Source organism: Arenibacter algicola (assembly GCF_018860365.1).
GTDB lineage: Bacteria > Bacteroidota > Bacteroidia > Flavobacteriales > Flavobacteriaceae > Arenibacter > Arenibacter algicola_B.
This window is the reverse complement of the sequence record NZ_JAHKPO010000014.1, coordinates 150,039-175,266: the sequence shown is the minus strand read 5'-3', so window position 1 is coordinate 175,266 and position 25,228 is coordinate 150,039. Positions and strand designations below refer to the sequence as shown.

Annotated in this window: 23 protein-coding genes; 4 read left to right on the top strand and 19 right to left on the bottom strand. The window is 38.6% G+C overall.

Annotated features, from left to right (window positions below):
• Positions 1 to 10: 10 nt before the first annotated feature.
• The 6 genes from KO529_RS12040 to KO529_RS12015 all read right to left on the bottom strand — a co-directional run bounded on the left by KO529_RS12040 (position 11) and on the right by KO529_RS12015 (position 5,170).
• Complete coding sequence (locus tag KO529_RS12040) at positions 11 to 871, bottom strand: helix-turn-helix domain-containing protein (protein ID WP_215948128.1); 861 nt, start codon at positions 869 to 871, stop codon at positions 11 to 13.
• A gap of 288 nt (positions 872 to 1,159) precedes the next feature.
• Positions 1,160 to 2,188: an agmatine deiminase family protein gene (locus tag KO529_RS12035; protein ID WP_215948127.1), complete on the bottom strand. Its 1,029-nt coding sequence runs from the start codon at positions 2,186 to 2,188 to the stop codon at positions 1,160 to 1,162.
• A complete protein-coding gene (locus tag KO529_RS12030) occupies positions 2,189 to 3,070 on the bottom strand; it encodes a carbon-nitrogen hydrolase (RefSeq protein WP_215948126.1) in 882 nt (293 codons plus the stop codon).
• 103 nt (positions 3,071 to 3,173) lie between these two features.
• Positions 3,174 to 3,380: a hypothetical protein gene (locus KO529_RS12025; RefSeq protein ID WP_215948125.1), complete on the bottom strand. Its 207-nt coding sequence runs from the start codon at positions 3,378 to 3,380 to the stop codon at positions 3,174 to 3,176.
• Positions 3,381 to 3,394: 14 nt separating this feature from the next.
• The gene (locus KO529_RS12020) at positions 3,395 to 4,495 is read right to left on the bottom strand and encodes an MBL fold metallo-hydrolase (RefSeq protein ID WP_215948124.1); all 1,101 of its coding nucleotides are present in this window, start codon (positions 4,493 to 4,495) and stop codon (positions 3,395 to 3,397) included.
• 102 nt (positions 4,496 to 4,597) lie between these two features.
• A complete protein-coding gene (locus KO529_RS12015) occupies positions 4,598 to 5,170 on the bottom strand; it encodes a TetR/AcrR family transcriptional regulator (protein WP_215948123.1) in 573 nt (190 codons plus the stop codon).
• 196 nt (positions 5,171 to 5,366) lie between these two features.
• On the opposite strand from KO529_RS12015, the gene KO529_RS12010 reads away from it, so the two are divergent.
• Complete coding sequence (locus KO529_RS12010) at positions 5,367 to 5,756, top strand: DoxX family protein (RefSeq protein ID WP_252734386.1); 390 nt, start codon at positions 5,367 to 5,369, stop codon at positions 5,754 to 5,756.
• Positions 5,757 to 5,986: 230 nt separating this feature from the next.
• Here the strand turns inward: KO529_RS12010 and KO529_RS12005 are convergent, their stop codons facing one another.
• From KO529_RS12005 to KO529_RS11965, 9 genes are all read right to left on the bottom strand, one after another.
• A complete protein-coding gene (locus KO529_RS12005) occupies positions 5,987 to 6,436 on the bottom strand; it encodes a KTSC domain-containing protein (RefSeq protein ID WP_215948122.1) in 450 nt (149 codons plus the stop codon).
• A gap of 118 nt (positions 6,437 to 6,554) precedes the next feature.
• On the bottom strand, positions 6,555 to 6,749 hold the full coding sequence (locus tag KO529_RS12000; protein ID WP_031444295.1) for a cold-shock protein: 195 nt from the start codon (positions 6,747 to 6,749) through the stop codon (positions 6,555 to 6,557).
• A gap of 327 nt (positions 6,750 to 7,076) precedes the next feature.
• Positions 7,077 to 7,460, bottom strand: coding sequence for a DUF3037 domain-containing protein (locus tag KO529_RS11995; RefSeq protein ID WP_215948121.1), 384 nt, complete (start codon positions 7,458 to 7,460; stop codon positions 7,077 to 7,079).
• Positions 7,450 to 8,229 carry a HipA family kinase gene (locus tag KO529_RS11990; RefSeq protein WP_215948120.1) on the bottom strand — a complete coding sequence of 260 codons (780 nt, stop codon included), beginning with the start codon at positions 8,227 to 8,229 and terminating at the stop codon, positions 7,450 to 7,452. The genes KO529_RS11995 and KO529_RS11990 overlap by 11 nt, the downstream gene beginning before the upstream one ends.
• 111 nt (positions 8,230 to 8,340) lie before the next feature.
• Complete coding sequence (locus tag KO529_RS11985; protein WP_215948119.1) at positions 8,341 to 9,891, bottom strand: SDR family oxidoreductase; 1,551 nt, start codon at positions 9,889 to 9,891, stop codon at positions 8,341 to 8,343.
• A gap of 47 nt (positions 9,892 to 9,938) precedes the next feature.
• Positions 9,939 to 11,252 carry a DEAD/DEAH box helicase gene (locus KO529_RS11980; protein ID WP_215948118.1) on the bottom strand — a complete coding sequence of 438 codons (1,314 nt, stop codon included), beginning with the start codon at positions 11,250 to 11,252 and terminating at the stop codon, positions 9,939 to 9,941.
• Positions 11,253 to 11,257: 5 nt separating this feature from the next.
• Positions 11,258 to 12,598 (bottom strand): DEAD/DEAH box helicase, encoded by a 1,341-nt coding sequence (locus KO529_RS11975; RefSeq protein ID WP_215948117.1) that lies wholly within the window; start codon positions 12,596 to 12,598, stop codon positions 11,258 to 11,260.
• 270 nt (positions 12,599 to 12,868) lie between these two features.
• Positions 12,869 to 15,379 (bottom strand): outer membrane beta-barrel family protein, encoded by a 2,511-nt coding sequence (locus KO529_RS11970; RefSeq protein WP_215948116.1) that lies wholly within the window; start codon positions 15,377 to 15,379, stop codon positions 12,869 to 12,871.
• Between the two features lie 89 nt (positions 15,380 to 15,468).
• Complete coding sequence (locus KO529_RS11965) at positions 15,469 to 16,278, bottom strand: AraC family transcriptional regulator (RefSeq protein ID WP_215948115.1); 810 nt, start codon at positions 16,276 to 16,278, stop codon at positions 15,469 to 15,471.
• Positions 16,279 to 16,699: 421 nt separating this feature from the next.
• Here KO529_RS11965 and KO529_RS11960 point away from each other — a divergent pair, with 421 nt between their 5' ends.
• From KO529_RS11960 to KO529_RS11950, 3 genes are read left to right on the top strand one after another with little or no spacing between them, the layout of a single operon-like run.
• On the top strand, positions 16,700 to 17,278 hold the full coding sequence (locus KO529_RS11960; protein WP_215948114.1) for a TetR/AcrR family transcriptional regulator: 579 nt from the start codon (positions 16,700 to 16,702) through the stop codon (positions 17,276 to 17,278).
• A 25-nt stretch (positions 17,279 to 17,303) separates the two neighbouring features.
• The gene (locus KO529_RS11955; RefSeq protein ID WP_215948113.1) at positions 17,304 to 18,302 is read left to right on the top strand and encodes an NADP-dependent oxidoreductase; all 999 of its coding nucleotides are present in this window, start codon (positions 17,304 to 17,306) and stop codon (positions 18,300 to 18,302) included.
• Between the two features lie 45 nt (positions 18,303 to 18,347).
• Positions 18,348 to 19,025, top strand: coding sequence for a type 1 glutamine amidotransferase domain-containing protein (locus tag KO529_RS11950; protein WP_215948112.1), 678 nt, complete (start codon positions 18,348 to 18,350; stop codon positions 19,023 to 19,025).
• Between the two features lie 222 nt (positions 19,026 to 19,247).
• Here KO529_RS11950 and KO529_RS11945 read toward each other — a convergent pair whose 3' ends face one another.
• The 4 genes from KO529_RS11945 to KO529_RS11930 all read right to left on the bottom strand — a co-directional run bounded on the left by KO529_RS11945 (position 19,248) and on the right by KO529_RS11930 (position 25,222).
• A complete protein-coding gene (locus tag KO529_RS11945; RefSeq protein WP_215948111.1) occupies positions 19,248 to 20,141 on the bottom strand; it encodes a DUF4382 domain-containing protein in 894 nt (297 codons plus the stop codon).
• A gap of 280 nt (positions 20,142 to 20,421) precedes the next feature.
• Entirely contained in the window at positions 20,422 to 22,545 is a 2,124-nt protein-coding gene (locus KO529_RS11940) for a M3 family metallopeptidase (protein ID WP_215948110.1), read from the bottom strand.
• A 366-nt stretch (positions 22,546 to 22,911) separates the two neighbouring features.
• Positions 22,912 to 23,565: an SCO family protein gene (locus tag KO529_RS11935; RefSeq protein WP_215948109.1), complete on the bottom strand. Its 654-nt coding sequence runs from the start codon at positions 23,563 to 23,565 to the stop codon at positions 22,912 to 22,914.
• Positions 23,552 to 25,222 carry a tetratricopeptide repeat protein gene (locus KO529_RS11930; RefSeq protein ID WP_354667777.1) on the bottom strand — a complete coding sequence of 557 codons (1,671 nt, stop codon included), beginning with the start codon at positions 25,220 to 25,222 and terminating at the stop codon, positions 23,552 to 23,554. The genes KO529_RS11935 and KO529_RS11930 overlap by 14 nt, the downstream gene beginning before the upstream one ends.
• Positions 25,223 to 25,228: the final 6 nt, after the last annotated feature.

Sequence of the window (25,228 nt, the reverse complement as noted above, 5' to 3'; positions counted from 1 at the left end):
ATGGGTTTTGTTAGGTAGTAATTCCCGAAGAATTGGCAATTGTTCCCAAATCCCCTTTTTCTTTATATTCCGAAGGGGAAATACCCTCTTGTTTCTTAAAAAATCGACTAAAAGCCTGTATGTCATCAAATCCAAGTTCGTAGGCGATTTCCTTGACGGGCCTATCTGTATAGTACAGCATCCGCCTGGCTTCTAAAGCTATCCGGTCATGGATATATTTCAAGGGCGATTTCGAATCCATTTTTGAAAAAACATTGGATATGGTTTTTGGAGACTTATGCAGCAATTCGGCATATTCCGCAACACTATGTTTGTATCTAAAATGCTGCTCAACTAGAAAATTAAATTCCCTAACAAGGTCGGTTTCATTACGCTCTGCGGGATAGTTTTCCTGATTTTTATATCGTCTGGCGCACAATATCAAGTAACGCTTAAGCATCATTTGCAACATATCTATCTGCAAATTATCATTGGATTCCATTTCTATGGTGAACATTTTCCAAAGCGTATCAAATTTTTCATGATCCTCCTGGGCAAGGGTTATCACCGGGAGTTGGGAAGCGCCAAAGAACAGGATGCCCTTACATCCTACCTCGCTGTCATGATCAAGAATACAGTAAAAAGGTCTATTAAACCTTAAAAATCTAATTTCTCCAATTTTCTTGGGAACAATTTGATGGAACTCCGTTAAAAAAATGATTTGGTTTTTAGAAAACACTTCTTCCTTACCATCTATAACAAGAATATTGGTATCGGATTGAAACCACAAAATAGTGAGGCTACTTTCAATTTGCTCTTTTAATATATCACAACTATGGTTATCAATAGTTTTTAAAAAAAGATACTCATCCGTATGCCCTATAAATTTCATAAACCGCTCCTTGTTTTTCAAATACTTTTTATACGTACATAGATTGCTCCACAATACCCGTAATTAGCATTTTCTTCTCTTTGTTGGTCGTAAGAATATACTATTGCTTTCATGTCAAAAGCAATGCACACCAATATGTAAAAAAGAATACAAAAACTTTTTGCTAGGGCAACTTGTAGCCATCCGAAATATAGAGCGCAGATTGAACCTACCTATTGGAAGATAGGCATGGTCTAGTAATGAAATGTCTGGAGGAACAAAGTAGGAACCTATTAATAGCCAATAAAACTAGACCGGGATTTGCTGGCTCAAACAATGCAGCGTCCCAAAACCCCATATTAGATCAATGGCACTAATACCTATGACTTCCCTATCCGGAAAGCAGGTGGCCAAAGTATTTAACGCAATTCTATCTGCAGCATCATTGAATGTAGGAACCAACACACAGTTGTTAAGAATCAAAAAATTGGCATAACTGGCGGGTAGGGTCAAACCCTCAAAAACTATATCCTTTGGCATAGGAAGGGCTACGATTTTTGGCGATTGACCATTTTCCAACTTAGCCTCTTTTAGGCGCTGTAAATTATCTTGAAGGGCCTTATAATTTTTGTGCTTCGGGTTGGACTCCACTACCGTTACTATAGTTTCAGCATCCACAAATCTGCACAAATCGTCAATATGACCATGGGTGTCGTCTCCTGTAATGCCATCTCCCACCCAAATGGTATTGGTTATACCCAGGTATTCCTTAAAGATAGCTTCATAATCCGTTTTGGTAAAGTTGGCATTTCTTATCTGTATTGTTGGATGTAAAAGACACTCCTCTGAAGTAATCAAGGTTCCCTTACCATTCACTTCCAACGCCCCACCTTCCAAAACAACGGGTTTTCCATTGTAAACCACTTGTGTCAAAGGTACTTCCAAGATTTCCGAAATGGCCATGGGCACCTTTCTATCCAGTTTATAATTGGAATATTTGGCCCAACCATTAAAATTAAAGTTTAAGGCTTCCCGGTTCTTGCCATTTTTAACAATAATGGGCCCGGAATCCCGCATCCAACTACGGTTGGTTTTCTGAACTATAAAAGTTATCCTTTTAAGATTCACGGTGGCCATTTCCAACATTTCCGTAACCTTTTCCCGGTGTTGGGCACTGTCCACTACCAAAAAAACCTGTTCATAGAATGTTACCTTCTTAATAAATTCTACAAAGGCCCATTGTATGGCCCCGTACTTACCTGGCCAATCGTTACCGTTATGGGGAAAACAGAGCAAAATGCCCTCCTGTTTTTCCCATTCTGCAGGAAACCTTCTCATTTAGTCCAAAGCTCTTTTGGTGATATCGGCAAAGGCATCTATACGACGATCCCTAAAAAACGGCCAATTCTGACGTACATTTTCCTGTAGATCCAGATCCACTTCTGCTATCAGGATCTCTTCCTTATCATGGGAGGCCTCGGCCAAAATTTCACCTTGCGGGCCTGCAATAAATGACTTTCCCCAAAACTCAATACCGGCAGTATTGGGGAGGTATTGCTCCAAGCCAATTCTATTGGCAGCAGCCACAAATATCCCGTTGGCCACGGCGTGACCTTTCATTACATTCATCCAAGCATTATATTGCTTTTCCCCATATTCTTCCTTTTCTTGGGGATGCCAGCCAATGGCAGTTGGGTAAAATAAGACTTCAGCACCTTTAAGCGCAGTAAGTCTAGCCGCTTCAGGATACCATTGGTCCCAACATATTAGGGTGCCTATATTACCTTTTTTGGTGGGATTGTTCTTAAAGCCCAGATCCCCAGGGGTAAAATAGAATTTTTCATAAAAATGTGGATCGTCCGGAATGTGCATTTTTCTATATAGTCCGGCTTCCGTACCGTCGGTATCAATGATATACGCGCTGTTGTGATAAATACCGGCCATTCGCTTTTCAAAGAATGGTACAATAATTACCACCCCCAGCTCCTTGGCCAAAGCACTAAAGGCTTTAAAGGAGGTACCGTACAATGGCTCTGCCAAAGCAAAATTGTCCGTATCCTCACTTTGGCAAAAATAATGGCTACTGTATAGTTCAGGGAGACAAATAACCTCTGCCCCTTGCTCAGCTGCTTTTTTAACCCAGGTGATGCACTTTTTTAAATTGTTTTCGGCAACATCATTGAGGTTTAACTGTACTACTGCAATCTTATATTTCTTCATATTGTTATAATAAAAGATGCTGCAAAAGTAATATTTATTATATAATATATGGCCCATTTATAGGCTGGGCACAAAAAGAACTTATCAATGGTAAACCACGCCCCTAAATCAGCTCTTTGCAGAAATAACCGTTGGAATTTAATACTACTTCCACATGCGTTGCAATATCTCCAACAGTTTCAATACGTAGTATATTATCGGAATCCTCAAAATCAAAATCTACTTTTAATATCTCCTTGAACAGATTTAAAAACTGTCTGACCCTTGACTCTTGTTCTTCATTTACATTAGTCTTAAAAATTGTTATCATAAGCTATTTCAGGGTTATTTCCACCACTCGGAGGTTGATTCTTCCAATCGATCAAGGTTGATAGGTTCGCCAATTCTTGGAGTCAACACATTCAAATTTAGTTCCTTTGCCCTGTTGGTAACCCGTTCTACAGGTTCTGTCCAAGGATGCATTGCCAACTTAAAGGCCCCCCAGTGAATTGGCATTATTTGTTTTGCCCTCACATCCAATCCTGCCTGGGCCGTCTCCTCTGGAAACATATGAATATCGGGCCACATCTCATTGTACTGTCCGCATTCTATCATCGCAAAATCGAAAGGTCCGTATTTGTTTCCTATTTCCTTAAAATGCGGGCCATAGCCACTGTCTCCGCTAAAGAAAATATTATCGGTTTCCGATTGTACTATCCAAGAACTCCATAAAGTGTTTGCCCTATCGGTAAATCCCCTTCCTGAAAAATGCTGGGCCGGGGTACATCTGAAAACCAATCCCTCGTGGGTTACTTCCTGCCACCAATCCAACTCCACAATACGCTCTTTTTCCACTCCCCATTTTTGCAGGTGTGCCCCTACCCCTAAAGGAGTATAAAACATATTCACCTTCTCTTTTAATTTCTGTATGGAACCATAGTCCAAATGATCATAATGATCATGGGAAATAATCACGGCATCTATTACCGGAAGTTTTTCTACAGCAATCGGTAGTTCCCTACTAAATCTATTACTACCCAACATGGGATGTGGTGCAGGTACCTTACCGAACATGGGATCGATCAAAATTGTTTTGTTGTTCATTTGCAACAGAAAAGCCGAATGACCAAACCAGATAAGACGTGTACTGTCTTTGTAATTAACTATATCTATGGAATCCAACTTCTCCACGGGAATATTCCGACCGGGCTTGGTATGGGTTGAGGCTCCAAAGTAGCCTGCCAGACTTTTTCCCATATCGCGCATACTCATATCAAGTTTTACGTGTTCCTTATTGATGAACTTACCATCCTTATAGTTGGGCGATTTAATATAGATCCTTTTCTGCTCCATGGTAGGAGCACCTCCAAACTCGGGGCTTAAATACAAAAATAGAACCCCTATTACTACCACTAATAGAAATCCGCTTCCAATTACTATACTCATTTTCTTTATTATTTTTTTCAATGGACAATTACTTTTCGCCGCGAATGCCGCATTTAATATATTTATTATCGAATATTTATTCTGTTTTGACTCAAAAAAAAACTAGCTTTTAATGGCATCCCAAACCATAGAGAACATAAAGTCGATATTTTTCTGGTTCAATTCCATTTTTCCATCCATAATTAATTTTACGGTTTCCCCCATTAAGGCTCCAATTATGCCCATTAGTATGTTATTGTCTACATTCTTGAGCAGGCCTTCCTTTTTCCCCAGTTCAATAAGGTTCATTGCCATTTTACTTTTAGTCTCCTTTACGGATATGGGTACTTTTTCGTAATAAGGCGATTTTTTCAACTGCTCTAAAAAGCTCATTTCCCTTTTATGGTTAATACTGAAATTGATCCAAAATAACCATAACATTTTTAGTTTTAGTTTATAGGGCAAATCCTCCGTTATTTCCTGTTCGCTTCTCTGGGTTTCCCTTTCTATAAGCTCTATGGCAATAGATACAATTAAATCTTCTTTATTCTTGTAATATACATAGAGTGTAGATACCGAAAGACCAACTCGATTGGCCAGGTCCGCCATCTTTATTCCGGCAAATCCCCTTTCAAAAACAACATCCAATGTGTTTTCTACAATCGCCAATTGTTTTGTTTCATCTTTTACCCTCACGCCGCAAATATATAATTTAAAATCGAATAAATATTCGTTTATACAAAATTTTGTTATTTAACGTATCACTGCTAAAACAATTGATAAGGCAACTTAAAAATAGAATCAATAATTTAATACTTAGTGGAAATTCAATGGGATAATTCCTATATTAGGAATGAAAAACCTTGACCAATTTTAAATTAACCAAAGACCTATGCTTATTTCTTACTTCATGATTGCGGCCAAGATCATTATTTTTATAAGCATTATAAATGTATGGTTTATCCGCTTCAACAAACCCACTCCATGGCGAGGAGGTGATTCCAAATCCATGAAGGAAGAATTTGAAACTTATCGCCTTTCGCCTGCAATTATGTATATAGTAGGCACCATTAAGGTTACTCTTGCGGTATTATTATTGGTATCTATTTGGATAAAGGATCTGAGTACCCCTGCCGCAGGTGCCATGGGAATATTCATGTTAGGTGCTATTGCCATGCATTTTAAGGCCGATGATCCAAATATTAAGTCCTTGCCCGCCTTGATCTTATTTCTGTTATCAATCGGAATTGTTGTTGCCGAAGTACTCTTGGAGGGCATATAAATACTGAATTGTATTAGATTTTTTATTAGCCCATACTGTTTTAAGCAAGGAATAGTCCTTTGGAATTAAATTTCCAAAGTAGGTTTGTTTTGATTACTATAATAGTTAAAGCGCAAACCAACGTTTCAACACCGCCTTAAAAAAGAAAAAGCCCAATGGGCCTTTACTTTTTACGTCCTACAGCAAAACAATTCAAATGGCTCAACTGGCCAAATAATTATCTTAACGCACTATGCTTCTTGCAGCTGTTTTTTGGATTGTCTATACGTATATTTAGGGTAGATCATGCGCTTTGCAAAACGATTCACCGTATTGGAATTGACCATCTTTATATAAACCTGTTTGGTAACGCCAAAGTACTCATAAGTAGACCCATCCATAAAGGTAATTTCCAATAAAAGGCCTTTGTGATGATAATCGGCTATACCGGAATTGGTTATTGTTTCCGTATAGGCCTCCAAGTTTGCAGCTTTGGTTTCAGGAGCTATACTCACCAAAAAATGGTAACCGTCTATAATCTTTCTACTGTTCACCTCTGCCTCTTCACGCTTACTATCCCCTTCTTGAAATTTATCCGGATGCCATTCCTTTACCAAGTCGCGGTAACTTTTCTTAAGTACCTTTAGATCGATCTCCCTTTCTATTCCAAATAATTTCTTGTATTCGTTTATGCGCTTCATAATAATAATTTTACAGGGCGCGAAACTACGTCTAATTTCTTACAACCCGATGTATTTAACAAACAAAAAAAAGCCCATCAGATTTGATGGGCTTTTTCATTAAACATGGAAGTATATATTATATAACTTGTACGTTTACTGCGTTTAATCCTTTGTTACCTTCTTTTAGGTCAAAAGATACTTCATCGCCTTCGCGAATTTCATCAATTAAACCTGAAATGTGTACAAAATGATCCTTTTCAACACCTTCTTCAGTGATAAAACCAAAACCTTTTGTGTCGTTGAAAAATTTTACTGTTCCTTTACTACTCATCGTAATGTAATTAAATTTATTATAATATTATCCTGCAAAGATGGCGCTAATAATTTAAAAAACAGCTATTTACTTCATTTATATTTACTAACAATAATTTTAGAAACATAAAACTGGGTGTTTTCACTTAAACAATTGCCCATTTAAAAACACTGTATCCTGCTATAAGCCTGACCTTTATACCTTTTCTACGGATTAACCCCTAAGGTCATATATAAGCTCGTGGTGGAATAAATAAACTTCAATTCTCGAATATGAACTCCCTGTTTTAAGATCAACAATTAATCATTAAATTCATGTATACCCTACTCTACGCCATCGTTCCTACTATAAAACGTAGCTTTCGAATAAATTTTCCAATTCTTTTTTTGGATCTTGGCATAGGCCCGAATGAGTTTCCGAACTCTGAATCATAGTACTCCTGGAGGCAGTTAACCAACGGAACCTATCAGGTAAATCCAGTTTGCCGATAGCTCCTCCAGAAGGTGCTCCCTTACATACCAATGTCCAAGCCTTTAAATATTCATCTATAGCATTAATATCAATTTCGTTTGAGAAACATTTCAATTTTTGGGGGTCTACTAAATATTTTACTTCCAAAAATTTCTTCCGTCTTGAAAAAAGTATTACCCCAATATTAAAGAACTCGGCACGCTCCACTTTAGGAACAAGTCTAATAATTGCGTATTCGTATTTGTCCTTATCTTGCATTTTCAGACTCTTTAACTAATGTATCGATCATGGCAAGTTTGGCATTTATATATTCAATATAGGCCGCTCTAATTTCATCAGGATTTAAATCATCGGCCTCGTCCAACAACCATTCCTCAGGTATTAACGCTATGATTTCAGCAATTTTATCAGTATTAAGTGAACTTTTAATTACCAATGCGGCCTCATCCAACTCAGTGGCAAACTCTAAAAGCACATGGTCTTTTATTAGCGGAAAGGTTCTTGTAAGATGATTTTTCCAAGTTTCCCAGTTATGGTGAAAATAAAAACTTGCACCATTATCAATTACCCACAATTCATTGTTCCATTGCAATAAGTTGGTGTTTTTTGCCGTCCTGTCAATATTACTCATAATGCTATCCAGCAGTACAACTTTTGATGCGATCAAAGCATCTACCTTGGAAACCAATGGATCATAAGTTATGGCACTGGACAAAAAATGCAAGCCTAGGTTGAGACCTACACTAAATTTAAGTAAATCTTGAACTTCCTCATCCGGTTCTGTCTTGCTAAATGAATCATCTAGATTCATAAACACTAATTCAGGTACCTTAAGTCCTATGGCCCGGGCCAACTCGCCTCCAATTAGTTCCGCTATTAATGCCTTTTTTCCTTGACCTGCCCCTCTGAATTTTAAAACATATAAAAATCCATCGTCGGCTTTTACAATCGCCGGCAAGGAACCACCTTCACGTAAAGGTTTTATATATTGAACAACATCAACTGTTCTTATATCAATTGAATTCATAAGCACGAAGATAAAAAAAGTTAGTTGTGCAAAATAGAATTTGTATTCCCGTGAATTGGTCTGTTTTTTTCAGATCGAAGTAAATTCAAGTTATAATTTGACCGGATACAATTACCAATCAATTGGAAAGTAATCCTTCAGGAATTTACCAGACCAATGTTTCCCGGTATTTATTCCGTCAATTAACGGATCCATAACCCTGGCAGCACCATCCACAATATCCAAAGGCGGTTGAAAATCATAGACTTCCTTTTTCATTTTAGAGAGTTCAGCGGGGTCTTCATCAGTAACCCATCCAGTATCCACGGCATTCATAAATATTCCTGCTTTGGCCAATTCCCCTGAAGCGGTATGGGTAAGCATATTTAAAGCGGCCTTGGCCATATTGGTATGTGGGTGGCGTGATTCCTTAAAAGAACGATGAAATTTCCCTTCCATTGCCGAAACATTAATGATATGTTTTTGTCCTGTATTCTCCTTCTTCATTAATTCTGCCAAACGGTTGCACAATACAAAAGGGGCAACGGCATTTACCAATTGTACTTCCAACATTTCAGTAGTTTCAATTTCTCCCAGTTTAAGTCGCCAACTATTTGTTTTACGTAAATCTACCTGTTGAAGATCGGCATCCAATTCCCCCGTGGGAAATACCTCTTTTACCACCAAGACATTGTCAAAACTATAGGGAATTTGCGATAATTTGGCCGAAGCCCTTATTCCGATTCCCGCTTCCGGTCCATGCCAGCTAACCGGCATATTCTGATTGGGAGATGCTCCTGAGGTTAATTCTTTTAATTCCTGTAAACAACCTGTATGATCGCTCAAAACTTTTTGTGCATCTGGAGGAAGTAATGTTATGGGGCTTTCTTCTTTGGACATCAGATGATGGTAAAAGCCAGCGGGCCGTCTAACGGTCTGCGCTGCATTATTTATAAGAATATCCAATCGGTCATATTGCCGCTCTATATAATTACAAAATATTTCCACACTTGGGATATGACGTAAATCCAGACCGTGTATTTTTAATCGATGCCCCCATTCCATAAAATCATCCTCTTTGGAAAAGCGCAATGCCGAATCAACAGGGAACCGGGTCGTAGCGATCACAGTAGCCCCACCGCGTAATAACATTAAAGTAATATGATATCCAATTTTTAATCTGGAGCCAGTTACAACGGCAACTTGCCCTTTTACATCGGCTGTTTGAAAACGCTTGGCATAGTTAAAATCACCACATTTTATACACATGGTATCATAAAAATGATGTAATTCGCTAAACTCCGTTTTACAAACATAACAGTTTCTTGACACCTCCAGTTCCTGTTTTTTATGATTGACCAATTCTGCAGAAGGCAAAAGTTTAGGGGCAACAAATATGTGGGCCTCGCGTGCATTTCTAATACCTGTTTCCTTCCGAGCCTTTTTATCCCTTGCTTCTTTTTTACGAAGGGCACTTTTCTTACCGTCCTTTTTTCTTCTGGAAAATTCTTCCCTATTGGGTCTGGAAAATTGGCCCGATACTTTTATTAAAGCGGTTCTTTTTTCTTTTGGAATATCAAATATCTGATCTGTGTGGTCCACTAATTGCTGCAAGAGTGCAATACAATTATCAATCTCCTCTGGAGTGATCGCAGCTTTATTCCCTTTTAGATCTTCTTTCATTTTTAATATATTCCAACGGATAAATATTTAGTTTTTACTCCAAAAAATTAGAGAATCGTAATGCGAACTTTTTTCTTTTTTAAACGTGAATTGTTCAATTTATCCACCAATTGATCGGCAATCGACAAAGGAACCGCAACAAAGGCGCAGTCCTGTTTTAATTCTATCTCACCCAATTGGTCCTTGTTGACATTTCCCTGTTTAAAAAACAGCCCAGCAATATCACCCTTGGAAATTTTGTCCTTTCTTCCTCCTGAAATAAACAAGGTTTCCCAAAACTGTTTCATAGGTGCCGCTTTTTTGGAGATATCCATATCGCCAGTATCCTTTATAAACTCAGGCAATTGCTCCTTTTCCCATTTTAATACATAGGCGGTGCCTTTGGCATTTACCCTTGCCGTTCTCCCATTTCTATGGGTAAACTCCTCCGAAGAATGTGGAAGCTCGTAATGAATTATATATTTTAACTCCGGGATATCTATTCCCCTAGCCGCCAAATCCGTGGCAATTAAAATTTGACTGGTTCCGTTTCTGAATTTGATAAGGGAACGCTCCCTATCCTTCTGCTCCATTCCTCCGGAAAAGCAAGTGTGCCCTATTTTATTTTTCTCCAATAAAGAACTCACTTCCTCTATACTATCCCTGAAATTACAGAAAATGATTCCCGGCTGATTTCCCAAGTGTTGCAACAGCTCCAATAGCCTTGGTAATTTATCCTTGGCAGGCGATAACACGATCTTAATTGCTAATTTTGAACCAACTTCTTCCTCTAAATAATCGATAAGTACTGGCTGGTCCAATTTTACAAAACTTGGAATCTCAACTCCCTGGGTAGCGGAAGTCAAGATCCTTTTATTAATATTGGGCAATTCACTGAGAATTCCTGCCATTTCCTCCTCAAAACCTATTTCCAGAGACTTGTCGAACTCATCCAGCACCAAGGTTTTAATACTTTCCTTTGAGAACCGGTCACTATCAAAATGATCCAAAATACGCCCTGGCGTCCCTATTAAAATAGAAGGATTATGTTTAATTTCAATCTTATCCTTGGACATAGGGCGTCCGCCATAAACGGCATTTACCTTATAACCAGTCCCCATATTTCTAACCACTTGTTCAATTTGTATAGCCAATTCACGCGTAGGTACCAATATCAGTGCCTGTACTTCATCAATATTGGGATCTAGAGTTTCGATCAATGGTAATAGGAACGCCAAAGTTTTACCCGTACCCGTTGGTGACAGAATAATAGTGTTGGTGGATTTTCCAATTACAGCAATAGCTTCCTCCTGCATGGGATTCAACTGCTGGATATTTAGTTTTGCTAAAACATCCTCCTGGTCTTTAATATTATTTGCCATGGCTATTATTTATTTTTTTTCTTTTTGGGCGCTTCTACTTTTGGACCGTGACCCGTAGATTGCGCCAAGTAATTCGCCAATATCTTATCTATAAGTTCCTCTTTTGTCAAATGATGGAAAACTGTTCTTATTTCTTCCCTAAACTCTTGGGAAATATTTCGGTTGGGCTTGGTCTTGAATATTTTGTTAGCCCATATCAAGGCATTGTTTTCTTCAATACTTTGGGCATCCGCCTTTTTAAATTCCTTAAAATCTATACCCAACTCCTTTTCAAAATCGGCAATATCCTCCACTTCCTCTTTTTGGATAACACTTAATGAAAATCCTGCTGCCCCTGCCCTAGCGGTACGTCCACTTCTATGGACATAGGTATCATAGGTGTCCGGTAAATGATAGTTTACCACATAGGATATCTCCTTAACATCGATACCACGGGCAGCCAAATCGGTTGCTACCATGACATCTATATTACCTTCTCTAAATTGTCCCATCACCCGATCTCTAATTCCTTGGGTTAAACTGCCGTGGATGGCTCCTGATCGGAATTTATTGATGGCCAAATTTTTCCCCAATTTATTGACCGCCGCTTTCGTCTTGCAAAAAATAATTCCCCTTTCGCCTTCCCTGGACTTTAAAAAGTGTAGCAGAACTTCCAATTTCTCTATGGGTTCCACTACAACATACCTATGCTCTATGCCCTGATGCCCTACGGTAACCATGTCCGCTTCTATCTGAACCACATGTTTGGACATATAATTCTGGATCAATTGTTTTAAGGCTCCCGGCATGGTGGCGGTAAACAATAATGTTCTTCTGGTTTTAGGAATTTCTGAAATAATATTATCCAGGTCCGCCTTTAAAGCAGTTACCATTTCATCGGCCTCATCCAAAACCAAATACTTGATATCTTTAATATTGATGGCCTTCCTATTCACCAAATCCACCAGGCGGCCTGGTGTGGCCACTACGATATGGGTGATACTCTTTAAACGTTCAATTTGAGGTTTAATAGGGATTCCTCCACATATGGAAGCAATGGAAATAGACGGACTATGGGTGGAAAAGGAAACCAGATTTGCATAAATCTGTTGCCCCAGTTCCCGTGTAGGCGCCAATATTACCAATTGTATATTGCTATTATTTGTATCTATCAATTGTAATAAAGGCAACCCAAAAGCAGCTGTTTTACCGGTTCCTGTTTTTGCCAGAGCAACTACATCTTTGTTTTGCTCCAAAATCACAGGAATTACCTTCTTCTGAATATCAGTGGGCACTGATATTTGCTGGTCTATTAAACTTTGAAGTAGGTGTTCGTTAATTCCTAAATCAGAAAACTGCTTTGACATATAATAATTTTTGACAAAGATAGACACAGTTTTTGCGGCAATAACACTAATTGCTCAATATTCCTGTTTAATAAAGTCACGGACTTTTAAAGTAGCAAATAAACACTACCCTTTTTGTCTTATAATCTGAAATGGACCTAGTAGAAATTCAATTTGCCTACTATTCGTCCTATTTCTTTCCTTATGACCAAATTTAATGGAACAAAAAAAGGTCTAGCAAATATTATTTACTAAACCTTTTTCTGGCGTAAAACTACTACGTCTGCCTATTTAGAATTCTTTTTTTCCAAACTCACTTTCTATAAACTTCGCCTTATTTTTTATGGCATTAAACGTATAGGACAAATTAATGGATATCATATCTACCTCATACCTATAATTGGTAGTAGTGTAAAATTCATTGGCTTTATAGGTAGTAATTCGCTGTTCATTGGTATCCAACAACCCCATATCCATATTCTGCCATTGAAGGGTTGCCGTTAATTTATCGTCAAAAAAGGACTTTCGGAAGCTAAGATTTGGGGAATAGAACCTGGAATCCTCTCCTTGGGCAGTATTTGTTTCGGACAAATAATTAAAAGTAAATTGTAACGAGGCATTTTCCCAGAAAGAATAGGTGGAATTTACGTTGAAAGAATAAATGGTAGCACTACTATTTACATCGTAATTTCTAGTAATACCATCCCTATGCCGAAATACAAAGTCGCCCTTAATATCATAAGAATAAATATTTGCTCCTATATAATTGCTCCAATTTTGGCTTGGTTTCAACTGAGCCCCTAATTCAAGTCCAACGGCATTACTTTTGCCCACATTGGAATAAACTCTATTAATAATACTGTCCAATACAGCACCATTGGTTTCATAGGCCAAGGTGTTTACACGGTTTATTACATTGTCTACATGTCTGTAATAGGCAGTAGCGCTGACCGAATTACCTCCTTTAAAATTTTTGATGACCCCCAATTCTACCAAATCTATGAATTCTGGTCTCAATTGATTATCACCTTGTTCAAAAACCTCTGAGTGTTCCCTTTCTGCAAAACTGTTCATTTTTAGGGTGGTTGTACGTTCTACCCTTTTGCTATAGGCCACCTTCAATTTGGTAGCATCGTTAACAGTATATTGCAAGGAGGCCGATGGAAATAACTTAACAAAATCATATGTATAGGTTTGCTCGGGATCGGCAGTCCTTAAATCCTCTGAATAAGTTCTATCCATGGATTCCAATCGTAGACCTCCGGCATAGTCCCATTTATTACTTGCGCCTGTAAGTTGGGTATATCCAGAGTGAATGGTTCGCTTCAGACTTATATTACTGGAAAATTCAGGTACCAGAACGCCATCGCGCTCATAAACAAACTCACCTGTATGATCAATATCCCTAAATTGGTAGCCTGTTTCCAAGGTACCAAAAGAAAATGGCTTAAATTGGTAATCCACATTTACCCGATACCCATTAAGTGGGTTGTCATTGGTATTGTACTCCTGCTGATAAACAATATTACGATCAGTAAGTCCCAAATTATCATTATAGGTAGGACCGCCCAAAAAAGTATATTCATACAATAGGGAAGTAGACAACTTGGAATCATTGTTGAATTTATGGGCATAATCAAAACTGCCCAGGGCAAAATCGCCTTTTCTAGTTCTTAAATTATGATTATAATACTGAAAAGTATAGTCCCTATTGCCACTGCCAATAGGAGAAATGGCGTGATTGTCATAATAATCGATATCGGCCAAACGATCTACGGTATGCTTTCCCGCATAGAAACCCAAGGAATAGGTATCAGCATCATTAGATGTAAAATCTACTCCAAAACGCCCATTGTAGCTAATATCATCAAAACTCCTCTCCCCATCGGAAGGCAAAAAAGTTTGCTTGTCCTCGGCTTGATTGATAACAAAAACCTCACCTTCCCTCCTACCTGTTTTATCATTACGCTGGTAGCTTGTTCCGAAGGACAGGTTCCATTTATCGGTTCGCTTGTTCAAAGTTGCATCAATACCATAACGCTGAGCTGCCACCTTGGTATCATAGGGTTCTATAGAAGGTAATCCACCACGAACATTAATTTGGGCATAAACTCCATTGGTGGCTCCTTTTTTTGTTATAATATTTAAAATACCTCCTTTACCCTCCGGATCATATTTGGCCGAAGGCGCAGTAATCAACTCCACTGTTTCCAATGCATTTGCCGGTAATTGGGACAATATGGCACTGGCATCACCTTGGGTAGGTTTTCCGTTGATTAGGACGGCAAATCCAGAACTGCCCCTTACACTGATACCGCCTTGTGCATCAACAGTGACCGACGGCAAGTTTCTAACGACATCAATGGCATTACCACCCTGACTGCTTTGGAATTTTTTGGTATCGAATACCTGGCGATCTATTTTATGAAGAACTGTGGCCCGTTCACCCTGAATGACAACTTCGTCCAATTGGTTTCCTATGGATAGGCCAATTATGGGTAGCTCTTTGGCGGGTTGCTTTTTATCTATGGTGATGTCGGATATCGTTTTGGTATCGTACCCCATAAAGGAGGCTTCCATATAATAGGTTCCAGGTTTTACCCCAGCTATTATGAAAGAACCATCTTGAGAGGTAACAACTCCCGTAATCAGGGAACCATCTGCCTGATTATAGAGGGCTGCGGTGGCATATTCCAATGGTGAATTATCGGTAGCATCTATAATTTTTCCCGAAATTTGGGCTGTTGACACTTGTATGCCCACCAATAGGACAACAAACATTAAAAAGTTCTTACAATTCATAAATATCAATCTTAACTTAAAATTTTGACAAAAATAGAGGAGCCTTCCAATTTAAAATGGTGTATTTGAAAAAGGAATGGTACTAATACTTAAAGTATGTTTTTTCTATATTGTAATGGGGTAAGTAGTGTATATCGTTTAAAATATTTGGTAAAATGCGAAGTATCCTTAAATTCCAAGTCATAGGCAATATCACTGATTGATTTGTTTGTATATGCCAATTGTCTTTTAACCTCCATAATTATATGTTCTGCAATAACATCCGATGCCGTTTTGTTGAACGCCTTATGACATATAGCATTGAGGTTCTGCGAAGTAGTATTTAAAGTCTCTGCATAGAACGAGACATTATTTTTTAAATTCTCGGACAATAAATTTACAAATTGAATAGTCTTATCCGTATTTTCCCCACCTTGCAAAGAAGCGTATTTAACCATTTTTGACAATATGGCCTTTAATCCCCCCTCTACGGCTTCCTGATTTAAATTAGCTTGTTTCATCTCCCAACACAAAGACTTAAACAAAGCCTTTAAGGATTTATCCTCGTCTTCAACCGCTATTTTTTGGCAGTTGTTCAGTTTGATCAACTGTGTATTAATGTATTTGTCCAGTGTTCTTTCCAAAAACGATTCCTTGATAATGATAACATACCCCTTGGGTTTTGTGGTAATCTCCCAATGATGAACTTCATCCTTTTTAACCAAAAATAACAAGGGAGGCTCTATACTGTGGCTTTCCATATCCATATGATGAAAACCACTACCTTTCACAAAATAAATTATTTCAAGATACTTGTTGTGTTTGTGAGGCTTGGTATACCTTTTAGTAACATCAAAAGGTTCTATTTTTATACCAACTTCAGAGTTAATTTTGTTGTATGTGCTAATAGTATCGTTCAAAATGGCCTGTAGTTATCAAAGTATAATATCAGTAAATGTAAATATTACGTTTTAAAATCGATTTTAGCAAACTTAACTTTATGATAAATTTATAATAAGTTTTAAATAACCTTCCTTTCCCAAGTACTCATGTCATAACATACCTAGAGTGTAAAATTAGTTGAATACTGCGATTTTGGCAGATTACATCAACGTTGCATTTTACGTTGATCATAGACCTCCCAAATAAACCACTATCCCCTATCACGTGCAAATAATCAACTTATAATAACATTATCCTATTTTATTTGATTTTTTTATACCTGTAAACTTTTGTTAAAGTACCAGCAAAAAGAATGAACATTCATTTTTAGCGTTACCTTTGTACCCATGCTGCTATCAACCTTGAACAGCACCCTTATAAATTCGCATTTAGAATATTATGGCAAAACTCCAAAAAAGTATAGAAAAGCGAAATGCCTTGGTAAAAGCTACCATTAACCTGGTCAATAACAATGGGTTCCATGCTACTCCCATGTCCAAGATTGCAAAAATGGCGAACGTCTCACCCGCCACTATATACCTGTATTTTGACAATAAACAGGACTTGATAAACAAAGTGTACATAGAAGTAAAGGCGGCATATACCGCTTATGTATTTAAAAACTTCACTAGTGACATACCTGTATCCAAAGGTTTTGAAATAATTTGGAAGCGCATTGCCGATTTTAAACTGAAGGAAGTGGAAGAAGCTTTGTTTCTGGCCCAGTGCGACAATACCCCAATGATCGATGAAAGCAGTAGACAGGAAGGCCTAAAACACCTTCAGCCATTACTGGACTTATGGGAAAGGGGAAAAAAGGAAGGAATTATAAAGCCTTTGTCGCCCTACCTATTATATGCGTACTCCATAAATCCCCTCTCCTTTTTAATGGTAATGCAACAACGGGGTGTTTTTCAATTAAACCAGGATCACCTGGAGGACGCCTATCAAGCGGCCTGGAACAGTATTAAAAAATAAAACTCAAAACACTTAAAACAACATTATGATTCAGACAATTTTATTAAAAAATCGACCTAAAGGGAAACCTGCATTATCGGATTTCCAATTTCTAAAGGAGGATAAAGAACTAAACATCCAAGAAGGAGAAATACTTTTGGAGGCGAACTATATTTCCGTTGACCCCTATTTAAGGGGAAGGATGAGTGATGCCAAATCGTACGTTCCACCTTTTGAGGTAGGAAAACCCATAACTTCTGGGGTAGTTGCCAAAGTTATAGCTTCCAAAAACGCTAATTTTAAGGAGGGCGATTTTGTTTCTGGTATGTTGGACTGGAAAACCCTACAAATTTCAAAAGGTGAAGGACTATTAAAAGTAGACAAGGACAGAGCTCCACTCAGTGCATATTTAGGTATCTTGGGTATGACAGGACTAACCGCCTATTGTGGGCTCACCCAAATTGGTAAACCCAAGGCCAAGGAAACCTTAGTGGTCTCTGGTGCTGCAGGTGCCGTGGGCAGCGTAGTAGGACAGATTGGAAAAATACTAGGGCTCTATGTTGTTGGTATTGCTGGGACGGATGAAAAAGTAGAAATGCTTACCTCCGAATTCGGCTTTGATCATGCCATTAACTATAACACTACAGAGGATATGGGAACTGCCCTTAAAACTGCTTGTCCTGATGGCGTAGATATTTATTTTGACAATGTAGGCGGCCCTATTTCCGATGCTGTGTTATTTAATATCAACAAATATGCAAGAATGATTATTTGTGGTGCTATTTCGGTGTACAATAACACAGAAATCCCAAAAAGTATTAGCGTTCAGCCCTTTTTGGTAAAAAATAGCGCTCTAATGCAAGGTTTTATAGTTTCCAATTATTCGGAAAAGTTTCCCGAGGCTATGAAACATTTATCCACTTGGTTGGCCGAAGGCAAATTAAACTATACCGAAACCGTAGTAAACGGTTTTGAAAATACCCCGCAAGCATTCTTGGATTTGTTTGAGGGTAAAAACAAAGGGAAAATGATCGTGAAAGTCTAGGCTTTGATTACTTCCCAAATTTCATAAACAGTAAATTAAAAATAAATGAAAATACTATTTGTACTAACATCACACGATAAATTAGGAGATACCGGAAAGAAAACAGGATTTTGGATCCAAGAATTTGCGAATCCATATTATACTTTATTGGACAAAGGAGCCGATATTACCTTGGCTACACCAAAAGGTGGTGCTGCACCCATAGACCCAAGTAGTGACACTCCTGATGCCAGTACCAAGGACACGGAGCGCTTTAAAAATGATGCCGTGGCAAAGGAAAAAATAAAACATACGCTAGTATTGGGGGAAATTGACCCCAATGATTACGACGCGGTATTTTATCCTGGAGGTCACGGACCCTTATGGGATTTAGCGAATGACAACACATCTATATCGCTCATTGAAACCTTTAATAAGCAGAGAAAACCTATTGGCTTTGTATGTCATGCCCCGGCAGCACTAAAGGGTGTTAAAAACGAAGATGGAACTCCTCTTGTAAAGGGTAAAAAAGTAACAGGGTTTACAAATTCGGAAGAAGAGGCTGTGCAACTAACGAATGTAGTTCCATTTTTAGTGGAAGACATGCTCAAAACAAATGGCGGTATCTTCTCCAAAAAAGCGGATTGGGCGGCATATGCAGTGCAGGATGGCAATTTGATTACAGGACAAAATCCGGCATCTTCAGAATTGGTAGCGGAAAAACTATTGGCGTTTCTTAATTAGAGAATCATCTTTAGGCTATAAAAGCCGAACAACTTGCAATAGTTGTTCGGCTTTTTTTTGTTAAAGGCCTAAGTCTGGTATTTATTTAAATTGAGTACCAATGATCTCTAATTATTTCATAAACTAGATCCCCTCTAGTCTTGAAAATCTAGCCAATCTTAAAGCTTTTACAAAAAAAGGTGGGCTATTACACCCACCTTATTAACTTCATATAAAATATTCTTATTCCCCTGCCACCAAAATAAAATCTTGGGAGGTCTTATTACCGGCAACTATATCTATGCCAGTAACTGTTTCTTTTAAGTAGGTTGATAATTCTACCTCAACATCATATTCTCCGGCCATTAGCCCCATAACCATATATTTTCCGTCAGCATCCGTAAAAGTAGTCGTATTCAAAGTGTCGGCTGCAAAAACGGCTACTTGTGCCCCTTCCAATCCTACAGCAACTTCTTCCTGAAGAGTTGTAACCATACCGGACAAAGTGCCAGCGGTGGACATATTGCAAGCTTTAATGACTGGTTTAAAATTAAAGCCGGTTATATTTTCAAAGTTACTTCCTCCGCCTTTGGCTACAAAGGATTTGCTTACATCGAAGTCCAACAATAGATCAGCACTTAGTCCACCATTAACTACAAGTCCGGGCTTAATGAAAATTTTAATACCACTTTGCTCTCCGCTAGGTACTTTTAAATCAAATGTGGAGCCATCCGTTAGTACTACAATAACTCCTTTTACGTAGACCCTTATAAGGTCGTAAGTACCAACCGGTACTTCAAGGTCGACCAAATTTTTGGTAACTCCGTTGGTAAGATCCAAAAGGTTTACCTCCATTTCATCTTCCATTAATACCATAAAAGAGGATTTTTCTTCTGTTTCCATCGAAGAATCAGAATTGTCACCAACCTCAGAATTAATATCCATATCCCCTTTGTAACGGGCTTCTATCTTAAAAATAGTCACGTTTGCCTCCGCTACCAGGTCATGGGGAAAAGGTGCGTCCGTTAGATTAACGGAAAGCCGTCCATAATCACTGTTCTTATCATCATTGTCCGTACAAGAGATGAAAACGGTAAATACAACAAACAATGCAATTGTAAATAATTTAAATTTCATAGTTATAAATTTTAATAATTAGTAATTATTAATACACCCCCACATTTAAAGGCTATATATAACAACAACCAAAGATGGGCCATACCCTACCACAATCTCAATATTTTTGATTCTTTTCGATGAAATGCACACGATTAATGAAACTTCACGGAGTATTAATGCCTCTTAGGTCCTAAATTTAGGTGTACAAGGATTACTCAATTTTCCAATTCAGATCAAAGAAAAGGGCCCTCTCCGGGCCCTTTACTATTTGCGATTGCAACGTATTAAGTTTCATGTTTTATTGTAGACCCCTGGCTTTTAGCATGGGTTCAATTTTTGGATTCCCGCCGCGCCAATCCTTGTACATTTCTTCCAATGGCATGGTATTGCCACGGGAAAGAATCATATCCCGTAAACGCTGACCGTTTTCCCTAGTAAGTCCGCCATGTGTTTCAAACCAATTGTATGCATCATGGTGCAGCATTTCTGTCCACAAGTAGGAATAATAGCCTGCGGCATAGCCACTGCCAAAGATATGAGCAAAATAAGTAGATCTATAACGTGGTGGGACGGCCGAAACAACATCCAATTTCGTTTTATGCAAGGCCTCTTTTTCAAAGGCATTAGCATCCTCTATTTTGGTGTCCGATCCAATAGTATGCCATTGCATGTCCAAGTTGGAGGCCGCCAAATTTTCGGTTAGGCTATACCCCTGGTTAAAAGTGCCCGATTTCTTTATCTTATCTATAAGCTCTTGCGGAATTTGTTCCCCTGTTTTGTAATGCAGGGCATAGTTTTTTAGGATTTCAGGGTAAAGTGCCCAGTTTTCATTGAACTGGGAAGGAAACTCAACAAAATCCCTGGCCACCGAAGTGCCCGACAAGGAAGGATACTGCTGGTCGGCAAAAAAGCCGTGGAGCGCATGTCCAAATTCATGGAACATGGTCTCTACCTCATCATAAGTAAGCAATGCCGGTTCACCTGCTACAGGTTTCGGATAATTACAAACATTGTAGATCACAGGTTTCTTATTGTAGAGTTTGGATTGATCTACAAAATTGCTCATCCAAGCCCCTCCCCGCTTACTTGGGCGGGAAAAGAAATCGCCATAGAACAATCCCAATGGATCTCCGTTCTCCTCAAAAAGCTCATATACCAGTACATCTTCGTGATAGGTTGGGATATCTGTTCTGGCCTTACAGGTAATTCCATATAATTTTTCGGCGGCATAGAAAACCCCTTTTTCCAATACGGTCTTCAGCTCAAAATAAGGTTTAATCTGGTTTTCATCCAAATCGTATTTGGCCTTTCGTACCATTTCGGCGTAGTGGTTCCAATCCCAAGGGGCTAGTGTAAAATCCCCTCCCGTTTTCTGGATCATTTCTTGGATTTCCTTGGCTTCTTGCCCCGCCTTGGCCGTAGCTGAAGGAACAAGTCCCTTAAAAAGTTTAAATACGTTTTCCGGCACTTTGGCCATGGTATTCTGCAAGCTCCATTCTGCATAATTTGAAAATCCCAACAAGGCCCCTTTTTTGGCTCTTAATTCGGCAATTTCCGTAATAACGGCCTTGGTATCCTGAGCAGTACCATCGGCACGCAACCAAGCAGCCTTGAACAATTTCTCCCTTGTCTCCCTTTTTTTCAAGGATTGCAATAGAGGTTGTTGTGTGGTATTTTGAAGTGCAATTTTCCAGCCTTCCCCATGTTTGATCTCCAATGATTTCAAATCGGCATCCGAGAGTCCTTCTAGGTCGGACCTATCGGTAAAAATAACTGCCCCGGCATTATTGGCCTCCAACAAGGTTTTATTGAAAGTATTGCTCAAAGTAGCCAATCTGGAATTGTACGACTTTAGGATTTCCTTGTTTTCAGGAGAAAGGTTGGCACCGGCGATTTCAAAATCCTCAAAATAATTCTCCAACAATCTTAAGGATTCCACATCCAAATTAAGACTTTCCATTTTTTTATACAGCGCTTTTACCCGCTGAAATAAGGTATCATTGAGATAAATTGCATCCTGAAGTTCAGAAAATTTAGGTGCCATTTCTTCTTGGACGGCTTGTAGGGTATCATTGGTGTGGGCACCGGTAAGTGCAGAAAATACATTTCTCACCCGATCTAAAAGTACACCGCTCTTTTCAAGCGCCAATATGGTATTTTCAAAAGTCGCCGCTTCAGTACTATTTGCAATTTTTTCAATGATTTCTCTTTTTTCGTCCATTCCCTGCAATAATGCTTCCCTAAAATGATCGTTATTAATTTTGGTGAAATCGGGAGCGCCATATGGCAAGGTACTTTCAGCGATTAATGGATTATGATTGGTGTTCATGGAATTTTGGGAGGTTATATTATTCTTTTTATTTGAGTCCTTACAGGCAAACATTAAGACCGATATAAGAAACAGACAAAATACTTTGTTCATAGTACATTTATTTTTTTGGCAAAATTACGGAAATCGGTGTTATTTGGAAAGTTGATCTTAATTAGCGAAAATGTCCTAACAGGTAGTGATTTAGGAAGATTGAAAAATTGGGGGATTTATTCAGCTAAAAGAAGTAACACCTTCTTAAAAAGTAATTGCATAATAATATCGATAACTTTATTTTCTGTAAAAAATAACTAGCTGACATTGTTGCGATTGTACAAGAATATAACCTATCCTAAAAGTGCTACCATCTAAAACTACCAAGGTTATGTCCCCAGGGAAATAAACTGGACCACCTGAACGGCCCATGGATAACCTAAGAAATCTTCAAAAGGAAGCCATTTGATTTTATGCACTTTTTTGTTATTCCAAAGTTTTTATATCCAAAATTAATTGCTTTATATCCGCGTCCTTGGTACCGTCGTAAAAACCACGTATCTGTTTTTTCTTATCCACTAAAATAAATCTTTCGGTATGGATGAAATCCTGAAGGCCACCATCTCCCTCATCTACTACCGCAAAGAAACTTTTTCGAGCTAGGTCATAAATTTGCCTTTTACTTCCTGTAACAATATTCCACTTGTTATCCATCACTCCATTATTTAAGGCATACTCTTTTAAAACAGGGACACTGTCTATTTCAGGAGTTACGGATAACGATAAAAATTTAACGTCACCATCGCCTTTGAATGCTTCCTGCAATTTTTCCATATTATTGGTCATTAAAGGGCATATACTCGGGCATCGGGTAAAAATAAAATCAGTTACATAAATTTTATCTTTATAGTCATCCTGTGTAACCAATTCCCTATTTTGATTAATCAAACTAAAATTGGCAATGGTATGGTTTTGCCTTCTATCTCGTACGGCTGAATCTACCAAAAGCGGATTTATATCTGCCGGATTATAAATGGGCAGTTCCCTTTTTGGGGATTGGCAAGAATGAAGTAACATAAAACCTAATAAGAACCAAATCAAATTTTCTGGACCGCTCTTAGGATATTTAAATAATTGCATTAACGAACGATTTCGCCTCTTGGATTTCCGGTCTTTCACTATTGACTGATTTAGCAATATCTATAAGTTTTTTAAAATACATTAAGGCTTTTTCCTTATCGCCGAGTACTAATGCAGCTTTGGCAGCACCATAAATTCCATTAAATCGATTTGGGTGTGTTCTTAAATTGTTCTCATAGGCTTGAAGCGCTTCTTTCCATTTATTACATTTTAGTAGTATATCGCCCAACAATTCACCAGCTGGCAATACTTCCCCAGGGGTAACCGGATGCTTGGCCGTGTTATTTTCCATAGTAGTGGCCTCGGTCATTAGGTCAATGGCCTTATTCTTATTGCCTATGGACCATTCCATCCAAGCTTCGATCATCTTGATCTGAATTTGTACCTGATTGGCTTCGTAACCTTTTTGCATATCCAGCAATTGTTGATATAAGGATTTCATGATGTATAGCTCATTCCGAGCAGATTCCTTGTCATTCAAATGCAAGGCCCCCAAGGCCCTTGCAAAATGGTATATGGATTTTTGCCATGGAAACTTATTCCAATCCAACTGGAGACCAGGTAGTTCCAGATGGGCTGCTTGCTTCCAATCCCTGTTCTCCAAGGCAATTCTAGCGGGAATAGCAGCTGTCGTATAGGCAATTTTAAAATCTGCCGGAAATACCTCTTTAAAAGTCTTTAGATACTCATATTGTTCATTGGCCTTTTTATTATCTCCAATCTGGAGATAGGCATAAACCAAATAATCCATCCCATGCAGTTCTTCATCCCAATGGGCGTTTGGATTTAAACTTTCTGAATAACAGAGCGCCGCAGCCGTCGAATTCAAATTGGATTGAATGGACTCTTCCCATAACCCAAGACGAGTAAAAATATGTGAGGGCATATGCTGGGCATGGGCCGAGGCAGGGGCAATTTTAGCATAGTTTCTTGCCATTGGCAGTGCCAAATGCGCCAATTCGGGACAGTCATAGTTATGAATAATATAATGGGCAATTCCTGGATGATCGGGTTCCAACTCCAATAAGGATTCCAATATTTTACCAGATTTTAATTGATTCCTGTAGGTTTTATCAGCTGGATCGGCAGTGGCACATAGGGATAGGGCATAAAATATAGCCGCTTCCCTGTCTGTGGGATACTTCTTGTAAATTGCTTCCATTTTTTGTTCGAACAAGGCAATTCTGGTTGGTCGATTTACAGTTTCCCAGCCGTGATAAAACGCACCTATAGCCTCTAAATAATCGCGCTCCCTTTCACTTTGCGGCAAGGCCTCTGCTGCCTTCAATATTTTGGAACCCTTCTCCAAATATTCCGTGCCAGTCTGTATCCAGAGGGAATGAAAATTGCTCATGGCCACACCCCAATAGGCCATGGCACAATCTGGATCGGCATCAATGACCTTTACAAAGGCCTTTTCTGCTTCGTCATACTCAAAGGAATGTAATAATGAAATTCCCAAATCAAAGGTCTCCCTGATACTGGGGTTACATGAAAATGGAAAATCAACCTTTCCAAATTCCCCATTACCACATAATTTTATGTCTCCCCGCAATAAATTTATTGCGGTTACATCTACTGAAGACTTTTTATCCTTACAGGAATAAAGGCACAAAACGAGCACCATTAACAATCCCAATATGCTTGAGCGGATCACAATTTC

What these genes read in the sequence shown, in the direction of transcription:
- KO529_RS11960 (WP_215948114.1), top strand. Translation starts at nt 16,700, where the DNA reads ATGGCAAAACTCCAAAAAAGTATAGAAAAGCGAAATGCCTTGGTAAAA.
- KO529_RS12005 (WP_215948122.1), bottom strand. Translation starts at nt 6,436, where the DNA reads ATGAAGCGCATAAACGAATACAAGAAATTATTTGGAATAGAAAGGGAG.
- KO529_RS12030 (WP_215948126.1), bottom strand. Translation starts at nt 3,070, where the DNA reads ATGAAGAAATATAAGATTGCAGTAGTACAGTTAAACCTCAATGATGTT.
- KO529_RS11935 (WP_215948109.1), bottom strand. Translation starts at nt 23,565, where the DNA reads ATGCAATTATTTAAATATCCTAAGAGCGGTCCAGAAAATTTGATTTGG.
- KO529_RS11975 (WP_215948117.1), bottom strand. Translation starts at nt 12,598, where the DNA reads ATGTCAAAGCAGTTTTCTGATTTAGGAATTAACGAACACCTACTTCAA.
- KO529_RS12010 (WP_252734386.1), top strand. Translation starts at nt 5,367, where the DNA reads ATGCTTATTTCTTACTTCATGATTGCGGCCAAGATCATTATTTTTATA.
- KO529_RS11955 (WP_215948113.1), top strand. Translation starts at nt 17,304, where the DNA reads ATGATTCAGACAATTTTATTAAAAAATCGACCTAAAGGGAAACCTGCA.
- KO529_RS12035 (WP_215948127.1), bottom strand. Translation starts at nt 2,188, where the DNA reads ATGAGAAGGTTTCCTGCAGAATGGGAAAAACAGGAGGGCATTTTGCTC.
- KO529_RS11940 (WP_215948110.1), bottom strand. Translation starts at nt 22,545, where the DNA reads ATGAACAAAGTATTTTGTCTGTTTCTTATATCGGTCTTAATGTTTGCC.
- KO529_RS12020 (WP_215948124.1), bottom strand. Translation starts at nt 4,495, where the DNA reads ATGAGTATAGTAATTGGAAGCGGATTTCTATTAGTGGTAGTAATAGGG.
- KO529_RS12025 (WP_215948125.1), bottom strand. Translation starts at nt 3,380, where the DNA reads ATGATAACAATTTTTAAGACTAATGTAAATGAAGAACAAGAGTCAAGG.
- KO529_RS11945 (WP_215948111.1), bottom strand. Translation starts at nt 20,141, where the DNA reads ATGAAATTTAAATTATTTACAATTGCATTGTTTGTTGTATTTACCGTT.
- KO529_RS12040 (WP_215948128.1), bottom strand. Translation starts at nt 871, where the DNA reads ATGAAATTTATAGGGCATACGGATGAGTATCTTTTTTTAAAAACTATT.
- KO529_RS11970 (WP_215948116.1), bottom strand. Translation starts at nt 15,379, where the DNA reads ATGAATTGTAAGAACTTTTTAATGTTTGTTGTCCTATTGGTGGGCATA.
- KO529_RS11950 (WP_215948112.1), top strand. Translation starts at nt 18,348, where the DNA reads ATGAAAATACTATTTGTACTAACATCACACGATAAATTAGGAGATACC.
- KO529_RS11995 (WP_215948121.1), bottom strand. Translation starts at nt 7,460, where the DNA reads ATGCAAGATAAGGACAAATACGAATACGCAATTATTAGACTTGTTCCT.
- KO529_RS12000 (WP_031444295.1), bottom strand. Translation starts at nt 6,749, where the DNA reads ATGAGTAGTAAAGGAACAGTAAAATTTTTCAACGACACAAAAGGTTTT.
- KO529_RS11980 (WP_215948118.1), bottom strand. Translation starts at nt 11,252, where the DNA reads ATGGCAAATAATATTAAAGACCAGGAGGATGTTTTAGCAAAACTAAAT.
- KO529_RS11985 (WP_215948119.1), bottom strand. Translation starts at nt 9,891, where the DNA reads ATGAAAGAAGATCTAAAAGGGAATAAAGCTGCGATCACTCCAGAGGAG.
- KO529_RS11990 (WP_215948120.1), bottom strand. Translation starts at nt 8,229, where the DNA reads ATGAATTCAATTGATATAAGAACAGTTGATGTTGTTCAATATATAAAA.